General features: G+C 33.8%; 9 protein-coding genes. All 9 read left to right on the plus strand.

Features of this window, described 5'->3' with window-relative positions:
* Nucleotides 1-237 precede the first annotated feature (237 nt).
* Entirely contained in the window at nt 238-2,385 is a 2,148-nt protein-coding gene (locus ACIQ1E_RS01370) for an alginate lyase family protein (RefSeq protein WP_396168018.1), read from the plus strand.
* A gap of 50 nt (nt 2,386-2,435) precedes the next feature.
* Nucleotides 2,436-6,452 (plus strand): two-component regulator propeller domain-containing protein, encoded by a 4,017-nt coding sequence (locus ACIQ1E_RS01375; protein ID WP_396168020.1) that lies wholly within the window; start codon nt 2,436-2,438, stop codon nt 6,450-6,452.
* A 110-nt stretch (nt 6,453-6,562) separates the two neighbouring features.
* The gene (locus tag ACIQ1E_RS01380) at nt 6,563-7,891 is read left to right on the plus strand and encodes a Gfo/Idh/MocA family protein (RefSeq protein ID WP_396168079.1); all 1,329 of its coding nucleotides are present in this window, start codon (nt 6,563-6,565) and stop codon (nt 7,889-7,891) included.
* 664 nt (nt 7,892-8,555) lie between these two features.
* On the plus strand, nt 8,556-10,886 hold the full coding sequence (locus ACIQ1E_RS01385) for a polysaccharide lyase family 8 super-sandwich domain-containing protein (protein ID WP_396168022.1): 2,331 nt from the start codon (nt 8,556-8,558) through the stop codon (nt 10,884-10,886).
* 64 nt (nt 10,887-10,950) lie between these two features.
* A complete protein-coding gene (locus tag ACIQ1E_RS01390; RefSeq protein ID WP_396168024.1) occupies nt 10,951-14,010 on the plus strand; it encodes a SusC/RagA family TonB-linked outer membrane protein in 3,060 nt (1,019 codons plus the stop codon).
* 4 nt (nt 14,011-14,014) lie between these two features.
* The gene (locus ACIQ1E_RS01395) at nt 14,015-15,730 is read left to right on the plus strand and encodes a RagB/SusD family nutrient uptake outer membrane protein (protein WP_396168026.1); all 1,716 of its coding nucleotides are present in this window, start codon (nt 14,015-14,017) and stop codon (nt 15,728-15,730) included.
* A gap of 117 nt (nt 15,731-15,847) precedes the next feature.
* The gene (locus ACIQ1E_RS01400; protein ID WP_396168028.1) at nt 15,848-18,796 is read left to right on the plus strand and encodes a SusC/RagA family TonB-linked outer membrane protein; all 2,949 of its coding nucleotides are present in this window, start codon (nt 15,848-15,850) and stop codon (nt 18,794-18,796) included.
* An 18-nt stretch (nt 18,797-18,814) separates the two neighbouring features.
* The gene (locus ACIQ1E_RS01405) at nt 18,815-20,560 is read left to right on the plus strand and encodes a RagB/SusD family nutrient uptake outer membrane protein (RefSeq protein ID WP_396168030.1); all 1,746 of its coding nucleotides are present in this window, start codon (nt 18,815-18,817) and stop codon (nt 20,558-20,560) included.
* A gap of 83 nt (nt 20,561-20,643) precedes the next feature.
* Nucleotides 20,644-22,542 (plus strand): T9SS type A sorting domain-containing protein, encoded by a 1,899-nt coding sequence (locus tag ACIQ1E_RS01410; protein WP_396168032.1) that lies wholly within the window; start codon nt 20,644-20,646, stop codon nt 22,540-22,542.
* Nucleotides 22,543-22,727 lie beyond the last annotated feature (185 nt).

Consider the following 22,727-nt stretch of genomic DNA (forward strand, 5'->3'; position numbering starts at 1 on the left):
CAAAAATAAGGGAATCTCAGGCACTTTTTATTTTAGACTTTCGGATGGTAGTGATGTTAATGAAATGTTGTTTAGAGAAAAATTAAAGAATTATTGCCATTAAAAACCTAAGAAAAGAGTAGTAAAATTTAAATTAACAATAAGTGTGTTTTTTTTTTACTTTTGAATTAATTAAATACTCTCACAACTAAAGTTTAAATTAGTTTGAGGATGTATCAATTTACTAAATATTTAATAATGAATAAATTTAAGCTGTTTTTTTTTCTAATCATTTTTAATAACACAATAATAGCACAAAGCGCTGCTATTATTGACCAACTTAATTTCAATTTACCTCAATTAGAGTCCGTAAAAAAAAATCATAATTCAGGTAATGATAAAAATGCTTTACGGTTACTTTTAGGATTATATAGGCAGAAAGAAAATTTATATTTAAAAGTTTCTAAATCGGATTTAGAGTATATTAAAAGTAATTATCCTGACGAAGTTGATAAAACTTTAAAAAATGCAAATAAAGTTTTAAATCATAATTTTTTATTCCGTGATGAATGGGATTTGGAAAAATCCACGATTCCATATCAGTTTACAGGAGCAATAGATTGGAAAACAATCCCTGACGGTGATATAGAGTGGTGTTATATGTTAAATAGGCACAAATTTTGGGTCGATTTAGGAAAAGCTTATTTGCTAACTGCTGATGAAAAATATGCCAAAGAATTTGTAAATCAGGCAACTCATTGGATTGATAATAACCCGTTAGAAGATGCTCTAAAAAAGTATTCATGGAGACGTATAGAAGCTGGTATTCGCTGTGAAAATTGGATAAAATCTTTTGAATATTTCAAAAATTCAAAATACATTACTCCCGAGTTTCTTTCTAAATTTTTAAACTCCCTTTATCAGCATGCGCAGTATATTAATAATTCTTTTAGTAATTTTTCTAAAACCAGTAATTGGGGTGTTATAGAATTTCAAGGGTTATTTAATGTTTCTCAATTTTTAACAGAATTTAAAGAGAATAAAAAATGGGAGACAGACGCTTTAAATAATTTAAGCACCTGCATTCAGCTTCAAATTCTAGAAGATGGAACTCATTGGGAACAATCCCCGATGTATCATAACGAGGTATTTCATTGTTTTATGAATGTGAATTTATTAGCGCAACGTAACCATATTGTACTTCCAGAAATTGTTGTCCAAAAAACTAAACAGATGGCCCTTGCTAATGTTCAATGGCAAAAACCCAATTATCATGAACCCCTTTTAGGAGATAGTGATGACAATGACTTAAGAAGTTTTCTCACATTATCCTCCTTTTTATTCAATGATTCGATCTTAAAATCAAGAGCTTTTAAAACTGTGGATTATGAAAATTTTTTCATAATGGGAAAGGAAAATAGTATCATTTATGAGAATTTGGCAGGTCAACAACCTGATTTTTTATCGACATATCAACAAAGTTCGGGCGATTTTTATATGCGAAGTTCCTGGAAAGAAAATTCAACTTATACTGGCTTCCACCTTAAAAAGCTTGGATGCGGTCATGGTCATGATAATTTATTGCATTTCACCCTGTTTGCAAACGGTAAAGATTATTTAGTTGATGGAGGCCGATATACATATGTTGAGAACCGATGGCGCGAATTTTTTAAAAATAATAAAAGTCACAATACATTGGGCGTTGACGATCTAACTAACAGCATCTATAGCGATTCCTGGTCGAATTCATTTGAAGCACGTTCTCAGGGTATATTTACAAAAATAGAATCGTCATTTGATTATGCCGAAGCTGAAAATACTGCTTACAAAAGATTGATAGACCCTGTTTCAATAAAACGAAGATTATTATTCATTAAACCAAATATTTGGGTTTTATTCGATAGCTTTAGCGCTAATGGTGAGCATAAGTTTTCACAATATTTTAATTTCCCCAATGATAGTATTCAGATAAAAAGCGGGACTTTAACAACTACTTATGCAAAGAATAATTTAATAATCCAACCTGTCAAAAAAGCAGAAATTAAGTTAACAGATTCATGGTGGTCGCCAGAGTATAATTCAAAAATAGAAAGCAAAAGAGCAGAGGTATTTAGTGCAGCAAAAGGATTTACTTCGTTTATTACGTTATTGTACTTTCCAGACGAAACCAATCTTAAATATGAAAAAACACCAGTTTATAATCGTAGTAATAAGTTACTCTCCGATGAAGTTGCAGAAGCTTTAAATATAGTTGTAGATGATAAAATGTATACCATTTTTGTTCTACACAATTCACCCGTACCAGCAGATCATTTTTTTATTGTTAATGACCAAATTATTAGTGGTGAAATAGTTTTAATTGAAAAAAATAAAGATCAAAATACAATAAAAATTATTAAAGATTAAAAGAAGTTATTTTTCAAAGTGAAAAATAAATTACATTTCTCTTATAAATTATGATAAAAATAATAAGCATACTATTCTATTTATTAACACTGTTAAGTTGGCAAAAAATAAGTGCTCAAAAGGATGCTTTGTTTTTTAAACATTTGACCACTTCTAATGGTCTGTCATCCAATAGAATAATTACCATTTTGGAAGACAAAGACGGTTTTATTTGGTTTGGTACTGGAGACGGCATAAATCTTTTCAATGGTAGCTCAATTAAGAAATTCAATGTAGAGGCTAGATGTATGTCACTTGATCCCAAAACAAAAAATATTTTGGTTGGCACTGAAAAAGGATTGGAATTATTTGATAAAAACTTCCAGAGTTTTAAACGACTAAATCTACAAAATATTTTAGGCGAAAAATTAAACACTGGAGATGTCAGGGCCTTGTATTTTAGTGCAGATAAAAAACTGTATGTGGGAGGGGATTCGTTTGCTGTTTTAAACGAATCCATGACTGATTTTAAAAAGTATGATCTTCCTAAGGATAGCAATGGAAGATATAGTAAAATAATTTCCATAAACGTAATTGAAAAGGGCAAAGTACTATTAGGCACGCAGCAAGGAGTTTGGCAATTAAATTTAACGACAGGAAAGTATACTGCTGTTTATAAAAATGAAGATTTAGGGCTTATAACAAAATTATTTATAGATAAAAATTCGAACCTTTGGATATGTACCTATTCAAAAGGTATTTGTTTTGTTAAAAATAGTAACCTCAAAGACGCCCCCATTTTTTTTAAACAAGAAAATGGATATTTAATAAACAATCGAGTGATTGATATGGTTGAAGATGGTGACCAGGTTTTTTTAATTGCAAACATTGAAGGAGGTTTAGTACGCTTCGATAAAAAAAACAATAAAATAGATCACTCAAAACCAGATATTCATAATTCAAATAGCTTAAGTGGAAAAGCACTTACAACAATATTAAAAGACAGTCAGAATAATATTTGGATAGGAACTTATAATAGCGGGGTTAATTTTATAGACAGACACCGAAAGAAATTTGAACACTACCAAATTAATTTCAAAAACGATGGCCTTTTTAACAACAATATAAGGGCTATGTTTCAAGATTCAAGAGGGAACATTTGGATAGGAACAAAAGAAGATGGAGGATTAAGTAAGTTTAACCGTAATTCGGGCACTTTTAATCATTATAAACCAAACGAAAGCAGTGCTGGAAGCTTAAGTGATGATTACGTTTTTTGCATAGAAGAAATAGACCCTACGCATCTAATGATAGGTACACTAAAAAAAGGGATTGATATATTTGATGTCGAGTCTGGTCGGTTTTCTAATATTTTATACAATAAAAGTAATTTACTTTATAATATGGTTTATACCATCCATAAAGATCTTAAAAAAAGAATATGGGTTGATTATGGAGGGTTGTTTTACGAATTTTTACCTCAAAATAATACTTTTAAAAACATAAAAGGATTAGCTAATGTTAAGTGTGTTATTGATGAAAATGAAGATCATCTTTGGATTGGAACCTATGAAAAAGGCTTGTATCTTTTTAATACGAACACCAAGCAATTTAAAAAGTTTGATGTTGGTAGTAATGAAATTAATACGCTCAAAAAAGATAGTCAAGGGAATTTATGGGTCGGTACAAATAATGGCCTAATTTGTAAAAAAGCAAATTCAAAAAACTATATAACCTATACCATCAAACAAGGACTTGCAAACAATCAGGTTTTGGCTATTTTGATTGATGACAACGATAATATATGGGCAAGCACAACGAATGGACTTTCTAAATTGAATTCTAAAAATAAAAAAATCAAGAATTATTATGTTAATGATGGTTTGCAAGGAAATGAGTTTGAGCGCTATGTAGCTTTTAAAACAAAAGAAGGTGAATTGATGTTTGGTGGCCGAAATGGCTTTAATATTTTTCACCCTGACAAGATTTTTGATAATACAAGTATTCCTAAGGTAGTTATCACAGATTTCAATCTATTTAATAAACCCGTTTCTATTGGATCAAAAGATTCACCGCTCACAAAGGATATCTCCCAAACTGAAGAATTAACATTGAGTAATGATCAATCCGTAATAACCTTTGGTTTTGTAGCATTAAACCATTCTTCGCCTGAAAAAAATCAATATGCTTATTTATTAGAAGGTTTTGATAAAGATTGGAATTATATTGGTAATCGACGAGATGCCACTTACACCAGTTTGCCAGCAGGAGATTATGTTTTCAGGGTAAAAGCTTCAAATTCAGACGGCTATTGGAATAACAAAGGCGCTTCAATAAAAATTACCGTGCTCCCACCCTGGTGGAAAACATTTTATGCCTATTTTGCTTATGTAGTGGTTATTATGCTCCTTTTTAAAGCATTTTATCATTTTTTATCTGAACACGTTAATTTAAAGAACAATTTGATTCTTGAGCAAATTGAAAAAGAAAATAATAAACAATTGTATTTAGCTAAACTTCAATTTTTCACAAATATTTCACACGAATTTCGAACCCCATTAACCTTAATTCTGGGTCCACTTGATAAACTTATACAGAGTAATATTAATAATCCTAAACTGCAAAAGCAATTTAAGTTAATGGAAGCAAATACAAAAAGGCTTTTGCGTCTTATTAATCAGTTAATGGATTTTAGAAAAGTGGGAAGTGGGAAGCTGACTATAAACGTAGCGAAGTATGACCTAGTTGCAACTACTAAAAAAATAACAGATTGCTATATAGGCAAGGCTGAAAATTGCTCAATTAATTTTACTGTTAACAGTTCAATTGACAGTATTTATGTTTATTTTGATTTAGAAAAATACGATATAATTTTAAATAATTTATTGTCTAATGCTTTTAAGTTCACGCAAAACTATGGCAATATTGCTGTTGATATTAATTTAAAAAACACAGAAGATGGAAACGAATTTGTTGAAATCAGTGTTGAAGACAATGGGAAAGGAATTTCAGAGGAGAACGTTAAAAGAGTTTTTGAGGAATTTTATCAGGTAGATCAGGATCAAATTGGTACAGGAATAGGTTTGTCACTTACAGAAAAATTGGTAGAATTACATAAAGGGAGTATCAGAGTTGAAAGCAGTATTGGCAAAGGAAGCTGTTTTACTGTGAGTTTGAGGTTAGGCAGAGAACACTTTACCGCAACTGACCACCTTTTGTCTCAAGATAATGCGTATCCTGTAGAGGAAGAATTTAATTATTTAGATGAATATAATTTAGATGTATTAGATGGCGAAAATTCAATTCAAGACCGTTATATTTTTAAAAATCATAAAAAACCAATTAAAATATTATTAGTTGAAGATAATGATGATCTTCGTGATTATTTAAAAGAAAATTTAGAGAATTATTATAGTGTTTATGAAGCTAAAGATGGTATTGAAGGGATAAAGGAATGTCTAAAAGTTAATCCTGATCTTGTAATAAGTGATGTAATGATGCCAAATAAAAATGGGGTTGAAATGTGTCGTGATTTAAAAACAGATATACGAATAAGCCATATACCTATTATTTTATTGACAGCTAGAACTTCTTCCGAATATAAAATTGAAGGATTGAAAACAGGAGCAGACGCCTATATGGAGAAGCCATTCGACATGAGACTTCTTGAAATTCAAATTGTAAATTTATTAGAATCTCGTAAAAAACTAAGAGAACGATTTGGAAATGAAATAAACATTGCCCCTAGTGAAATTTCTAGTTCTTCGGCCGACGATCGTTTTCTGAATAAAGCCATACAAATTGTTGAAGACCATTTAGCTGAAAGTGAATTTAGCGTAGATGATTTTGTAACCGAAATGAGAATGAGCCGAAGTAGCTTGCATATAAAACTGAAAGCTTTAACTAATAAATCTACTACTGAATTTATTCGCTCAATCCGTTTAAAAACTGCCGCCGCTTTAATAAAGCAAAGCGATCTGTCAATCTCAGAAATTGCTTATAAAACAGGTTTTGCCACCCCTCCCTATTTTTCGAAATGTTTTAAAAAATCCTTTGGAATATTACCAACTGACTACCGAAACGAATAACTATTTAATGATTTAAATTTTTACTCCTCAAATTTTATTAATTAATTATATCCTACAAAATGAAAATTAGCTTTTTTAAATTTCCACTAATTGCAAGTTTGCTATTGGGAATGACTGACGTATCAGCTCAAATGATTAAAACACCCACCCCTGCCCGTCCTGCTGGACAAAAAGACGTATTACGTCTTGCGACCGCACCAATTCCTGTAGTTCGTGTGGCCTTTATTGGTGTAGGAATGCGTGGTCCTGATCATGTTGAGAGTCTTATAAATATTCCTGGAGTTGAGATTGTAGCCCTTTGTGATATGTTAGAAAAAAACACAAAACAGGCTAATGAAATGTTAGTAAAAGCGGGACTTCCTAAGGCACAAGAATTTTTTGGTGATGAAAATACTTGGCGTAAAGTAACTAAACTCTCTAATGTAGATCTTGTTTATATTGCCACAGATTGGAAACACCATGCCAACATAGGCATACAAGCTATGAAAGACGGCAAACACGTAGCGATTGAAGTACCAGCAGCAATGACTATGAATGAAATTTGGGATTTAATCAATACTTCCGAAAAAACCAGAAAACATTGTGTGCAATTAGAAAATTGCATTTATGACTTCTTTGAATTGACTACATTGAATATGGCTCAACAAGGATTGTTTGGAGAAATTCTTCATGCTGAAGGTTCTTATATCCATAATCTGGAACCCTATTGGGCAGATTATTGGAACAATTGGCGCTTGGATTACAATGCAACTCATCGTGGAGATCTTTATGCAACCCATGGGATGGGTCCTGCGTGTTTGGCATTAAATATTCATCGTGGGGATAAAATGAATTATTTAGTTTCGATGGACACAAAAGCAGTTAGTATTCCAGCTTACATCAAAGAAAAAACAGGCAAAGAACTAAAGAATTTTAAAAACGGTGACCACACAATGACCATGATTAAAACAGAGAAAGGAAAGACAATTCAAATTCAACACAATGTGGCCAGTCCTCGCCCCTATACCCGAATGTATCAATTGACAGGAACCAAAGGATTCGCAAACAAATACCCAAAGGAAGGGTATGCATTGAATTCAAAATCCATAGGTGACGATATCCTTGTAGAACATAAAAAATTAACAGCTCATAGTTATGTTTCAGAAGAATTAAAAAAGGCCTTAATGGAAAAATATAAAAACCCGATAGTAAAAGATATTGAAGAAAAAGCAAAGAAAGTTGGTGGCCACGGCGGTATGGACTATATTTTGAATTACCGCTTGATTTACTGTCTTCAAAAAGGACTGCCGTTGGACATGGATGTTTATGATCTAGCCGAATGGTCTTGCTTAGCACCGTTAACAGAGCTTTCTCTTGACAAAGGCTCTTTTCCAGTAGAGATTCCTGATTTTACACGTGGAGGATGGAACAAATTGAAAACAGTCGAATTTTCGAAATAACAGAATAAATTTGATTAAAATATTATATGCAAAGGCTGTCTTCGGACGGTCTTTTTTTTATACAACTGGCTCCATTACAGTCCAATTGAACTAATTTGAAAAATAGCTGCTCAGAAGGAGATTAATTAATCGTACTACAATGTGGATATACAAATAAAAAAAGCACATACAACTAAGCTTCATTTTTGCAATTAACCTAATTATTTAAATTCTTCAATACTTCCGAAATTCAAATCAAATTGTAACTTTTTAGAGTCTAATAAAAACCTAATATATTCAAAGATATTTCTTATAATAAAACATATGTGTGTTTTCAAAAACATATGTATATTTTTAAAAACATATGTTCTTCAAGATAAAACAAATCACCTATACTTCTTCAACGAATTCAAGTTTCTTTACAAGAATAAAATACCAGGTTATATAAAATGAATAATAAAGATAAAAATGCTACAGTTGTTCTGTTTAAATTGTCAATTGTCGGACTGCTATTTATTACTGCAATCTTGTTTTTTATTCATTCATTATAAAAGTATTAGTTTAAAAAGTAATTTATAAAAAATGATAGTTTATGAAGTTTAGTCTAGTAAAGAAAGCTGATACGTGTTTATTGTTAACTAAACAAAACATTATATTTTGTGTTGTTTTTTTATTAACAAACATTATGTCTCAAGCACAAGTTTATAATTATAAACTTTTGATGGATCGAGTATATATTAGCCAAAATATAAATGTTGCCAGTAACACCACTATGGACAACTGGATTAGCACACAGAATCTCGATGGTAGTTGGCCAGATTTAAAATATGGAACGCTATCCGTTACACAATCTGTAACGGATAATCACGTAACACGTTTGTGGAATTTAGCAGCTGCTTGTTCTAAAACTGGTAATGTAAAATATAACAATGCAACTTACAAAGATGCCATAAAAAGAGGATTGCAATTTTGGTATACTTCCAAGACCGTAGATCCCAATTGGTGGTTTAATAAAATTTTATTTCCACAAAAATTAGGTGAACTCCTTATTTTTATGCGTGTGTTTGATGGATATATTCCAAAAACAACTTCACCAGGTATAGATGAACCCGAAATTATTTCATTATTCTCCCCTACGGCGATAAATGATATTACGTTGTATGGGACAGGTGCCAATGCAATTGACATAGGGCTACATTATGTTTACAGAGGACTGCTTACTGAAAATGGAGTATTACTTGAAGGCACTAAAAATAAATTAGAATCTGTTTTAGTTGAAAATATAATGGGCGATTTGATTTATCAAGATCATGGGCCTCAAATTATGACAGCAAGTTACGGCTGGGTATTTTGCGATGGTTTAATACGTTTGGCCTATTTCTTAGCAGATTCACCAGCAGCATTTGACACCACAAGCGTAAATTTTGGAACCGTATTGCGTTTTATTAGAGAAACACAGATTCCGTCTACTAGGGGTAACTCATGGGATTTTAGTGTTATGGGTAGAGGTGTAAGCCGTTTGAATGGGATGACTGCAAGTATGAATTACCTTCAATATTTAGCAGACAATGTAGATCCTGCCAATAAAACGGAATATATGGATGCACTTTCACGATTAAAAGGAAATAATCCTCCAAATTTTAAAGTACGTGAATTCAATAAACATTATTGGGCTTCAGACTATACACAACATGCCCGAAAAGGGTATTTATTTACAGTTCGAAATACTTCAACGCGCACAGTAGAAGCAGAAAAAGGAAACGGGGAGAATTTAAAAGCTAATTACTTTTCTTATGGTGCTAATTTCATTTCTGTAGATGGAGAAGAGTACAAAAACATTATGCCTGTTTGGGACTGGTCTATGATACCAGGAACTACATTTCCATATACAACAACTTTTCCATCTCGCTCCGATTGGGGAACTAATTATGCAGTTAATTCTTTTGTTGGTGGTGTATCAGATGGTGTTCATGGGGCAAGTGTCTTAAATTTAAATAAGTCAGGCATACAAGCAAAAAAGAGTTGGTTCTTCTTTAATGATGAAATTGTGTGTTTAGGAGCTGGTATTACTGACAATAGCAGTAGAAATGTAAGAACTACCATTAATCAAGCTTGGTTGAAAACTCTTTCTAATTCGTGTTCCGTTGGTAGTACAAGTGAAATTGAGCAAGGTGTAACCTCATCAACTTATAATAATACAAATCTAAAATACATAAGAAACGGCGCTGTTGGTTATTATTTTCCAAATCAGGGGAATGTGAAGTATACCATGAAAGCACAATCAGGATCTTGGAGTTCTATTAATAGTTTGATGGGATCCTCAACTACAGAATCAGGTTTTGTATTCTCGTTATGGTTAGACCATGGCAACAATCCTTCTAATGCAAGCTATAGTTACATTGTGGTTCCAGGAATAGACAGTCCGCAAAAAGCGCAGAGTTACGATGCATCTGCCATTGAAATAATACAGAATACAGTTACAACACAAGCAGTCTACCACAAAACATTAGATATACTTCAAGTGATTTTTCACCAAGCAGGCACTGTTAATGTTGGAGATAAATCAGTTACTGTAGATTATCCTTGCGCTCTAATGTTTAAAAATGGCAACTTGGTTACGGTTGCAGATCCTTTCCAAACCCGTTCAAGCATTACTATAACGATTAACGTATTGGGAACAACTTATACAAAAATAGCTTCAATGCCTACTAGTGCTGAAACTAAAGGATCTTCAGTTGCAATTGATTTTCAAGATGTTTTAGCGATACAAATTCCGGAAGAAAATCGCTTTAAATACTCCTTTTATCCAAATCCAACTAAGGGACTACTTCATTTAAAAGGCACAAATGATGATTCATTGGCTTATCAAGTAATTGGGATTGACGGAAAAACTGTAGCTAAAGGAGTCTTTATTGGCACAACAACGGTTGATTTATCGAACCATTCAAATGGTATGTATTATGTAACTATTAGAAGTAACACCTGGGTTAGTACACAAAAAATTATAAAACAGTAATAGTGTGCTACAATTATGATTTCACTTTAAATAAACAACTAAAGTTTAAAATAAATAAAAAAATATGAATAAAAGAAATTTATCACTTTCATTTACTTTACGAGTGATGTTGTTGCTCTTATTTGGAATGAACAATATGGTAACATATGGGCAGAACAAAAATAATGTTACAGGAATTGTAGTAGATCAGAAGGGCCTTAGTATACCTGGAGTTAATATTACTGTCAAGGGAACAAAAAGTGGCACAACCACCGATTTTGAAGGAAAGTTTACTATTGGAGTTACTTCTCCAAGTAATATATTGGTATTCAATTATACAGGTTTCATTTCGGTTGAAAAATCAGCATCTGATAAACAGCCATTTAAAATTGTTATGAATGAAGATCGTCAATCTTTGAAAGAGGTTGTAGTAATTGGCTATGGTAAGCAAAAGAAAGAGACTGTTACAGGAGCTATAAGCACTATACAAGGCAAGGACCTTGTAGATGTGCCTACATCAAATTTAAGTACGGCCATTGCCGGAAAATTATCTGGTGTTGTTACCATACAATCATCCGGTAGACCAGGCGAAGATGCGGCTTCTATATTTATTAGAGGTCAGTCAACATGGGTTAATAGTAGACCTTTAATTATTGTAGATGGTGTAGAACGTGGTAGTATTTCCGAAATTGATCCTAATGAAGTGCAAAGTATCTCTGTTTTAAAAGATGCGTCCTCAACAGCAGTTTATGGAGTTAGAGGTGCCAATGGCGTTATTCTGATTACTACAAAACGAGGGAAAGAAGGCAGTCAAAAAATTATTATATCAGCTAATTTTGGTGCGCAGCAACCGGTTAATATACCTAATTTTTTAGGATCATATGAGCATCTATTATTGCGAAAACAAGCTACACTAAATGATGGCTTAGACCCTGTCAACGATCCTTTGTTGACTGATGAGTCTTTAGAAGGCTTTCGTTTAGGTAACGATAAATACAAATATCCAAATTTAAAATGGTATAACGAAGTTATCAAATCAATGGCTTTTCAGCAAAGGTATAATATCAATGTTGTAGGCGGAACCAAAAAAGTCAAATACTTCGTTTCTGTAGGCTATTTAGATCAAGGAGGTATGTTTAAATATACAAACACCAGCAACAAATACAGTTCAGACACCGATTATAAACGCTTCAATTTCCGTTCCAACATTGATTTAACTATTAATAAATATCAAACTTTCAGTGCTAATATTAGTGGACGTACCGAAGAAAAAAATGGTTTTCCAGATGTGAGTAACGTATTCCAAACCTTAATAGCCAAAGTGCCCTATGCTCATCCTATTTTTAATCCAGACGGCTCATATGCAGCTATAGCAGGTCAGCCTAATCCGGTAGTGAAAATTGCTAATTCTGGTTACGATAATACGCGAATCAATAACTATGACATAGTAGGAGTATTAAAAAATGATTTAAGTTTTATAACCGATGGTCTATCTTTAGATATGAATCTGTCTTATAATAGTTCGATGGGCGCAACCAAAGGTTACAGAGAACAACCCGATACATTTTATTTTAACCCTAATACAGAAGAGTACGACCAGATCACAGAATCCTCACCTCTAACTTATGTAGGAGAATCAGCTACAGATACCTACACCAATACAGGGATTCAATTAAAATTAGGTTACACTAAATCAATTGGGAAATCAAAAATAAACACTACTGCAATATATAACCAACAGAACGAAAAATACAATGCCAACAATCCTTTCGTACTTATGGGATACGCTGGACGTGTAGAGTATGACTATGCTGGCAAATATTTAGCAGAATTCAATATGGGCTATAATGGTTCTGAAAACTTTGCTCCGGGTAACCAATTCGGTTTCTTTCCAGCAGTATCGTTAGGCTATGTAGTGACTAACGAGCCTTTTATGGAATCTGTGTCTTCTGTTGTAAAGTTCTTAAAAATTAGAGGGTCATCTGGTATGGTAGGTAACGATAAAATTGGAGGTAATCGTTTCTTATGGCAAGGTCTTTACCAATATATACCCCCAAGCCCATCAAATTTACAAAATTTTGGTTTTGGAACAACAAATCCATCTAGCTTAGGAGGGATATATGAATCCCGAAGTGAAAATAGACTTTTGACCTGGGAAAAATCAAATAAACAAAACATAGGTATAGATGCTAAACTATTTGACAAAAACCTATTGAATATAACTTTTGATGTATTTAGCGAAAGACGGACTAATATTTTAATGGCAGCACGTTCTTTACTGAATACTACAGGAATTCCTTCACCCCAATACAATATAGGAGAAGTTAAGAATTGGGGATATGAAATAGATATTAGACATAGCCATAAAATAGGTCAAGTAGAATATTCCCTTAATGGATTGTATAGTTTTGCACGCAATGAAATCATTAATTACGACGACCCTGCAGGAACACCTGAATATCAGAAATTCAAAGGGTACCGCATAGGGCAATATAGAGGGTTTAAAGTGTTGGGATTCTTTACCTCACAAGAAGATATTGATAATTCGCCAAGCCAAACCACTCTGGGAGGCCCTATCATTCCTGGAGATTTAAAATATGAAGATATAAATGGTGATAATCAAATCGATGTTAGAGATAGAACTCCAATCGGCTATTCTAATGTTCCGGAGATTGTTTATTCTCTTTCTCCAGAAATTAGATGGAAGGGTTTTACTTTAAGCGCTATGTTTCAAGGTGCTGCAAATGCTTCCGTCCTATTTGTTTCAAACGCTGGTTACGAGTTTGGAGGTGCTGCGGGAGGAGGTCAAGTTACACAAACTCATCAAGATTTTTGGACTCCAGAAAATCCTAATGCTTCGTATCCATCATTGCATCTTAATCCACAGCACAGTAATAAAAATGTAAACTCTTTTCATTTAAAATCGGGCAACTATGTAAGATTACGCAATGTGCAAATTAGCTATGATTTACCCGATAAGTTTTGTAAGAAGTTAAACGTATCAAATGTAAAAGTTTTGTTAAGTGGAAATAATCTTAAAACCTGGTCCCATATAGACGGATTTGATCCTGAAACGTTAGATCAAAATGGAGAGGCATATCCACAGCAAAGTGTTTATAATTTAGGAGTTAATATTAATTTATAAAAAAATGAAGAAATCAAAATTATATAAATCAATGTCATTGGTAATGTTTTTAGTAGCTTTTGTTTCTTGCACCGACGCCTTTGATTCGTCTCAATTAGAGCAAGCTCCAGAACAAGACTTGAATTTTGAAAAAGTATTTACTGACTATCAACAGTTTCGACAATACCTAGACTACACTTATAGCTTTATGCCAGGACATTTAGGGCGCATGTGGAATAGTATGGTTAGCGAACTCTCTGATGAAGCAGAGGGTTTGGGTTTAAATACCTGTTCAACTGTTTTCAACAATGGTGCTTGGTCTGGCGATAACTTATCGTATTCAAGTCCAACTGGGAATGCCAATAGAGAGTTAGGAGATATGTGGGTTAATCTTTACAGAGGGATTCGTCAAGCAAATATGGCAATAAAAAACATTGATTTAGTTGAAAACTTTCCAACGCAAAAATTGCATGACCGCTCGTTGGGAGAAGCTCATTTTATTCGTGCTTATCTATATTTTGAATTGATAAAACGATGGGGAGGTGTACCTATTTTTGATAAGCCATTAGAATTGGGTGTTGATGAATTAGATATACCTAGAAGTTCATATGATGACTGTGTAAATTTTATTGTTGCTGATTGTGACCGTGCAAATCAGTTACTTGATTTAGTGAATGATGAAGGTGACACAGGTCGAGCGACGAGAGGTGCTGCATTAGCCCTAAAATCTAGAACTTTGTTGTATGCCGCACGGCCATTAAACAACCCTAATCAAGATGTAGAGAAGTGGAAAGCGGCGGCTGCGGCGGCTGCAGATGTTATTAATTTAAATCAATATTCGTTAGATTCAGATTATGTAAACATGTTCTTTCGTCCTAATTTAGGAAGTGAAATTATAATGAACCGACCACGGCGAAAAATAAATTTTGAACAAGGCCATATCGACAACTCTAATTTTTTAGTTCGCTTTATAGTTCCTCAAGGATATAACGGATGGATGGGAACATCTGTAACACAAAATTTTGTAAATCTTTATGAAGATTCCAATGGCTTACCAATTACAGATGCATCGTCAAGTTACAACCCTAATAATCCTTATGCAAACAGAGATCCACGTCTAAAAATGACCGTACTCTATAACGATCGTTTTTGGTATGATAGAAAAACTCAATTCAATGTAGGAGGATTAGATTATGGAAGCACCTTAATTAATCCGATAGGATATTCAATTGCCAAATTTTGGCCAGAAGCCCATCAACGCTATAAAGGAACATCAACTTATTTAAATTATATCTTTTTCCGGTATGCCGAAATCTTATTAAACTATGCAGAAGCTTCCAATGAAGCTTATGGTCCAGATGGAGCATCACCGGGTACAGGTTTAACTGCAAGAGGAGCAACTGCACAAGTACGCCAACGGGTAAATCAAGTACCTATTCCACCCCAGATTTCTTCATCTAAAGAAGGAATGCGCGAACGGATTCGTAACGAACGTGCCATAGAACTTTGTTTTGAAGAACAACGCTGGTATGATGTAATCAGCTGGAAAAAAGGTGTAGAAATTTTTGGTGAACAGAATCCAATTATAGGGATGAGAATTACTAAAAATAGTAATGGTTCCTTCAATTATAATCCTTACGAGTATGAAAGACGCATTTTTAAAGAGCACATGCATTATTATCCAATTCCAAATAATGAAATATTTAAAAGTAAAGTATTAAAGCAAAATCCAGGTTGGTAGTAATAACTTAATCTTGAGGATATAAAAAATAATATCACAATGAATCAAATAAAAACATTTTTAACCGTACAAAGAAGCTTCATAGTTCTTGTATTTTTTTTCTATTCGATAAATATTTTGCCCCAAAGCCTTCAAAATAATACAGCTGCATACGAGCTAACTGGAATTGTAAAAGATGAATCAGGCACACCTATAAGCGGTGTACTTGTGTCCTTGCAAGAGGAATCAGGCACTATTCGTACTAATAAGGCAGGGGTATTTAAATTACAAATATTAAAATCGGATGTCCTAATATTTAGACATACAGGGTACAAAACGCAATCGGTATTAATGGAATCCGGAGCAAAAAATGTTACTATAATTATGAAGTCTTTGTTAAGTGGCGAAGAACCTATTGACGTAGCGTTTGGATCCTATCCAGCGAGAAAAATACCTGCAGCATTTTCTAAAATTGATGAAGAAGTTGTACGAAAAAATGCTGTGAATACAATTGAACAGTCATTAAATGGAACTTTATCAGGCTTATATTCCATTAGTAATGGAGGTCAAAAATTCGGGAAATCCAATTACGAATTTTATGTTCGAGGTGTTGCTACCACGGGGAATGCCAACCCTTTAATATTGGTAGACGGTGTAGACGGTAATATTAACCTTTTAGACCCAAAAGAAGTAGAAAGCGTAACTGTTCTTAAAGACGCAAGTGAACTTGCGATGTATGGAATGAGAGGCGCTAATGGTGTAATTTTAATTAAAACGAAAAGAGGAAATAAATCGGTTGATTTTATGAATGTCGATATAAGAACAGGCTTTCAAACGCCTAGTTATATTTCCGATAAACTTAATGCTTACCAGTACACAAAATTGCATAATGAAGCGAATACTAATGATGGGAATATACCCGTTTTTAATGCAGATAACTATTTAAACCCTGTAGACCCATACCGATATCCAGACACAAACTTTCCTGATAAGTTCCTCAGAAAAGATACTCAAAGTGCATACCAAAATTTAAATTTTTCATCTGGAGGTGGAAACGATATTGCACAGTATTATTGTTTAGTAGGATATATGAAACAGGGTGGATTATTTACAGTGCCAACACAATTTGGTGATTCAAACCAAACTAGCAATGAACGCTACAATTTTAGGACAAACATAGATGTTAATTTAGGAAAAGGTTTTGTGCTAAATACTAATATAGCTGCCATAAATGATAAAAGAAAGTCTCCCTGGTTAGGAAGTACGAACAATGTGGCAAATTCAAATAATATTCTTTTCAATAGTATAATGAATACTCCAGCTATTGCTTATCCTATAATAAATCCCGACGAATCGCTAGGTGGAACATCTGAATATCAAAGCAATATTCTTGGAGTTTTGCAATCTGGTAATCGCGATGAAATTACCCGACAGTTAAGTGTTAAAATAAAGTTGTCTAAAGATTTGAGCGAAATATTAAAAGGCTTAAGTGCCAATGCAATTTATAGTTTCGAAAATTATAATTCATACTATGAGGGAAGATACAATCGTTTTGCTGTGTATCAGTTGGGTCCAGATGGCACTTACACGAAATATGGGGTTAATGACACCAAAGTAACTAATACCGGCGGACAAATGAGTGATTTTTACAGTGATGTTACCATTATGGCGGGTCTTGATTACAACGCTACTTTTGGAAATCATCAAGTAACAACAAACATAATTACTAACCAATATACTTCCAATATAAGTGGCGACAATCCTGATTATAAATGGTTAGGGACATCGGGACGCTTATTATATGGGTTTAAGAATCGTTATTACGCACAGCTAACAGGTTCCTATCAGGGTAACAATAGTTACGCTACAGGTAAACGTTATGGGTTTTTCCCTGCTGCTAGTTTATCTTGGATAGCGTCAGAAGAAAATTTTCTGAAATCAAGTAAAATCGTTCAAAATCTTAAGTTTCGTGCCAGTTACGGGGTAGTTGGAAATGATATGGGGTCGCCTCGTTATATGCACCGACAAGCATACTATCAATCTAATGGTTATGGCTTTGGAAATCCTAATGGTAATGTTCCAGGTGTATATGAGGGGACTTTAGGAAATCCTAATGCAACTTGGGAAACTGCTTACAAAGCAAATGTCGGATTGGATTTGAGTGTTTTCAAAAATTCACTAACATTTTCTGCGGACTACTTCCACGAAAACCGCAATAATATACTCGTATCTCAAGCCAATGTAGTGCCAGAATTAATAGGTATAAACCTTCCTATGTACAATGCAGGAAAAGTTAGCAATAAAGGCTATGAATTCCAATTGAATTATTCTAAAAAAATAAATAATGTACTCATTCGTACTGGAGGGAATTTAACAATAGCTAAAAATAATGTTTTAGACTTGAAAGAAGTTGCTTACTCACAACAAGAACAATATCGTTACCGACAAGGAAATCAGGTTGATACCCGTTTTGGGTTCGTTGCTGATGGTATTTATCAAAATAAGGCCGAGATTGACGCCTCTGGTTTAGTATCATCATATGGAAATTTAACCCCTGGAGATATTAAATATAAAGATTTGAATAGTGATGGAATAATTAATGATGCCGATCGAAAAGCTATTGGGAATACATTACCAAAAACAATTTATGGCATCCATTTAGGCATAGAATATAAAGGCTTCGATTTTTATAGTTTCGGAGAGGGTGCAACAGACTACAATGTACATATTAGACCTAATCAGTTTTCAACATATGCCTATGATAACAGATGGTCTGCAGAAAATAGCACTTCACAATCTGCATATCCACGATTAAGTTTAATAAGTACACACAATCAACAAACGTCTACTTTTTGGCAAGAAAAAGGCAATATGTTCCGTTTATCAACACTAGAAATTGGATATACAATGCCTGATGAGGTAGTCCGCACTATATCATTGTCCAAAATACGTTTGTTTTTCAATGCCAATAACATGTTCTCAACTGTGAGTTCAAGAGAAAATCGTGATTTTGAAGCTTCAAATGCTGGCTACTCTGAATATCCGACAATGAAAACTTTCTTGTTTGGTTTATCCGTAAATCTATAATTAATAAAATAATAGGTAATGAAAATAGTAAAAAAATTATTCTTTGCACTGATCGTTTTATCGTTTACTGCATGTGACGATATGTTAGAACCTGCACTTGATGGTACATTGACAGAAGATGCCGTTTGGTCTAATAATAACCTGGCTTTCGGCTTTTTAAACAATGCCTATAACAATCTACCCAACGGTTACAATCGCATATCAAATGCTATGTTGGATGCAGCGACTGACGATGCTGTATGCCCTAATCCGTTAAGCGCAATTAATGGGTTCAATAACGGCACATGGAGTCCCTTCAATGTGATTGAAAACGTTTGGAATAAAAATTATGATGGAATTCGTAAAGCCAATATGTTTCTATCGAGGATAGATGATGTTCCACTTCCAAAAAAATCAAATGCTTTAGGCACCGATGAAAGTATCCTGAATACTAGAAAAAGAATGAAAGGAGAAGCTAGATTTCTTAGAGCCTTTTTCTACTTTGAATTGGTTAAACGATATGGAGGAGTACCACTAACTGAAACTATTTTATCTCCCGAAGAAGCTATTAAAATCCCGCGATCTAGTGTTGATGAATGTATTAAGTATATTATTTCCGAGTGTGATTTAGCGGTATCACTTTTGCCAACTAAGTATGGAGCTTCTCCAGTTGTAATAGGATTTAATGAGGCAAAAGATATTGGTCGTGCCACTTCTGGCGCAGCATTGGCATTAAAATCGAGAGCATTGCTATATTGGGCAAGCCCACTATTTAATGAAAATAATGATGCTTCAAGATGGGACTTGGCAGCTAAAGCCGCTAATGCTGTTATCAATTATACTATTAATGCAGATGGAACAGGCAGTAAAGCATATAACTTGAAACGATTTGATAGTAATATAAACTTGTCAACTCTTTTCTCCACCAATGCCGTATTACCACTATACCATGACGAGATCATATTTTCTACCAAATATGAAAATAACACAACCATTGAAAGTCTAAATGCTCCTATTTCTTTTGGGGCTCAAGGGTTAACAAACCCAACTCAAAACTTAGTGGAAGCATTTCCAATGAACAATGGTAAACCAATAACAGACCCTACTTCTGGTTACAATCCAAACAATCCTTTTGTAAATAGGGATCCACGTTTAAATATGACTGTTTTAGCAAATAATACTGCTTTTAGCGTAAATGATAAAGCAGGTACTATAGAAACCTTTGTAGGTGGTATTGATGGATCAGGTTCCTATCCTAATGCTACACATACTGGATATTATTTACAAAAATTTATTATGCCATATGCTGTTTGGGATGGACGCTCTGTAAATGTTGCCAGAACTTGGATTCTATTCCGTTTTGCTGAAATGTACCTTAATTATGCTGAGGCGAGAAATGAGGCTGTAGGGCCAGATGTTGAAGTATATAACGCTCTAAGAGCCTTACGCTTTCGTGCAGGTTTCCGTCCGGTTTTTGTTCCAATAGGACTTACTAAAAGCGAGATGAGAAAGTTCATCCAAAACGAACGCCGAATCGAATTTGCATTTGAAGAGCACCGCTTTTTTGATGTGCGCCGTTGGAAACTTTTTGATAACCCTTCCGAACGCGATAATCTACTAACTATTCGTGGTGTTAAAATCACAAAGAATAGTGACGGAACTTTCAAATATGATACCAATAACGTAGTAGAAAAGCGTGTTTTTTTGGATAAAATGTATTTGTATCCAATAGAAGATGCTGAACTAATGAAAAGTAATGCTTTACAGCAAAACCCGGGATGGTAAATCCTTTTTAAATAACGCTAAAATTATTATTAACTATTTAAACAACTATGTACAATTATTATTAACTATTTAAAACAATTATTATGAAAAAAAAATTATCCTGTATTATTGTATTTTTTATGGTGGCTACCATACATGCGACAACACTGCGTGTATCAGCTACTGGTGATAACTCCGATGGTTCCACTTGGGCCAAAGCATTTACATCAATCCAAGCGGCGACAGCAGTTGCGGTCACTGGCGATGAAATTTGGGTAAAGCAAGGCACTTATGTTATTGTAGATGAGGCTACACAATTAAATTTCAAAAGTGGCGTGAATGTTTATGGTGGTTTTGTTGGCACTGAAGCCACACGTGCAGCCCGCAGCACCAATCCAGCCTTAACCATTATTAGTCAAGATATTGCTCCTGCAACTAACTTTAGACTATTGTTCAGTACAGCTTTAAATGATTTAACTACCTGGGATGGTTTTACTTTTGATGGTAAAAATATAGGCTCTGGGGTTCTTTTATCCGGTAACTGTAAATTAGAAAATGCAATTGTGGCAAATTGCAAAGTAACAGATGGTGCGGGAGCAGGTGTACGCATGAATTCTAGTTTAAATTTTAGTCCAGCAATCATAAAAAACACGACTGTGAAAGACAATACTATTAATGTTGCTGGCTCAAGTTATTTTGGTGGTGGTGCAGGAATTAGTGCAGTTACCTATGCATTAATTGAAAATTGTACTATTTCTGGAAACAAAATTACGATAACAACAGTTGGTGGTAGTTCTGTATTTGGAGCTGGTATTTATATTGTAGAAGGAGAAATTAAAAATTCCACTATTAACGGTAATATTTTGACAGGTTCAGCTGGAAACAATATTACAGGAGCTGGAATTGCCATTGTTCCCGCTGCTACATTAAAAAAGGTGCTAATTGATGGTTGTAGTGTGACCAATAATAGTAGTCCAGCCCGTGGTGGAGCTATTCTTATCGATCCACGTTATAGTGGACCATATCTCGGTGAATATACCATCAAAAATACCAACATTATAAACAACAATTCAAACAATGTTGGTGGGGGTATATTCAGTACTGCTGCAACAGTTCAAAGCCCTGGATGGACATTAAACGTTATAAACTCGGTTATAGCTAATAATACGGCTACTACAGGAGCTGGTATGTTTATTAATAATTCAGGAACTGTAAAAATCACTTATTCCACCTTTGCCAATAACAAAGCAACAACTGGTTTTGGTGGAGGTGGGATACAATTTGCGGGACAAGCGAATCAAACTATAAACGCCACCCTAACCAATGTGTTATTATGGGGTAACAAGGAGTCAGTAGCAAATACCCAACGTACTCAATTTAATAATAATAGTCAACTTTCAACTGTTCAATATACAGCTATACAGGATTACATTTCATCTTCTACTTATTGGACTAATGCTACAGCAACAAGTATTGTAGCTTTAAACGCTGCTAATTCTAATGCTGCAGGGCCTCAATTCTTCAACCCAGCAACAATAGTTGGATATGACGCGGCGAATGCTGCAACATTGACTGATGCTTCAAAATGGCAAATAACGAGTGGATCGCCTTGTATTGAGGCTGGAACAGATGCTAATGATCAAAACGGAAATCTTATTGCTACCGATTATGCGGGAAAAACTCGTCCAAATTCAAGTACTTTTACATTTCCAGATATAGGTGCATATCAATTTGATGCAGCGAATCCACCAACTCTTGGATTAGAAGATATTGTAAAAAATGATGGCTTTAAAATGTATCCAACGTTAACTTCGAGCACCATAAATATTAAATCAACGAAAGCTATTAAGAGTGTTGAAATTTTCAGCATCAATGGAACTTCTGTACTAAAAACAAATGTTTTAGAGCAGATAAATGTATCATCATTAGCTAATGGTGTTTACATAGTGCGTGTAGCCTTTGATGATTACAGTACAGATGTAAAACGTTTTATAAAACAGTAAACGCTCAAGCATAGTTTATTGTAATTAATACAATTAATTATGATCGATAGATTTATAAATCTATCATAAAAATAAGACCCTGTAAATGCATAATTTTTTTTGCAGGGTTATTTTTTTGGTCTAAAAATTAAAAAAACATACCTTAATTCGTACAAATTTAAGTGTTCTATCTAATCCATAAATAT

Source organism: Flavobacterium sp. (assembly GCF_044348915.1).
In the GTDB taxonomy this organism is placed as follows: domain Bacteria; phylum Bacteroidota; class Bacteroidia; order Flavobacteriales; family Flavobacteriaceae; genus Flavobacterium.

What these genes read in the sequence shown, in the direction of transcription:
- ACIQ1E_RS01370 (WP_396168018.1), top strand. Translation starts at nt 238, where the DNA reads ATGAATAAATTTAAGCTGTTTTTTTTTCTAATCATTTTTAATAACACA.
- ACIQ1E_RS01385 (WP_396168022.1), top strand. Translation starts at nt 8,556, where the DNA reads ATGTCTCAAGCACAAGTTTATAATTATAAACTTTTGATGGATCGAGTA.
- ACIQ1E_RS01405 (WP_396168030.1), top strand. Translation starts at nt 18,815, where the DNA reads ATGAAAATAGTAAAAAAATTATTCTTTGCACTGATCGTTTTATCGTTT.
- ACIQ1E_RS01395 (WP_396168026.1), top strand. Translation starts at nt 14,015, where the DNA reads ATGAAGAAATCAAAATTATATAAATCAATGTCATTGGTAATGTTTTTA.
- ACIQ1E_RS01380 (WP_396168079.1), top strand. Translation starts at nt 6,563, where the DNA reads ATGACTGACGTATCAGCTCAAATGATTAAAACACCCACCCCTGCCCGT.
- ACIQ1E_RS01375 (WP_396168020.1), top strand. Translation starts at nt 2,436, where the DNA reads ATGATAAAAATAATAAGCATACTATTCTATTTATTAACACTGTTAAGT.
- ACIQ1E_RS01410 (WP_396168032.1), top strand. Translation starts at nt 20,644, where the DNA reads ATGAAAAAAAAATTATCCTGTATTATTGTATTTTTTATGGTGGCTACC.
- ACIQ1E_RS01390 (WP_396168024.1), top strand. Translation starts at nt 10,951, where the DNA reads ATGAATAAAAGAAATTTATCACTTTCATTTACTTTACGAGTGATGTTG.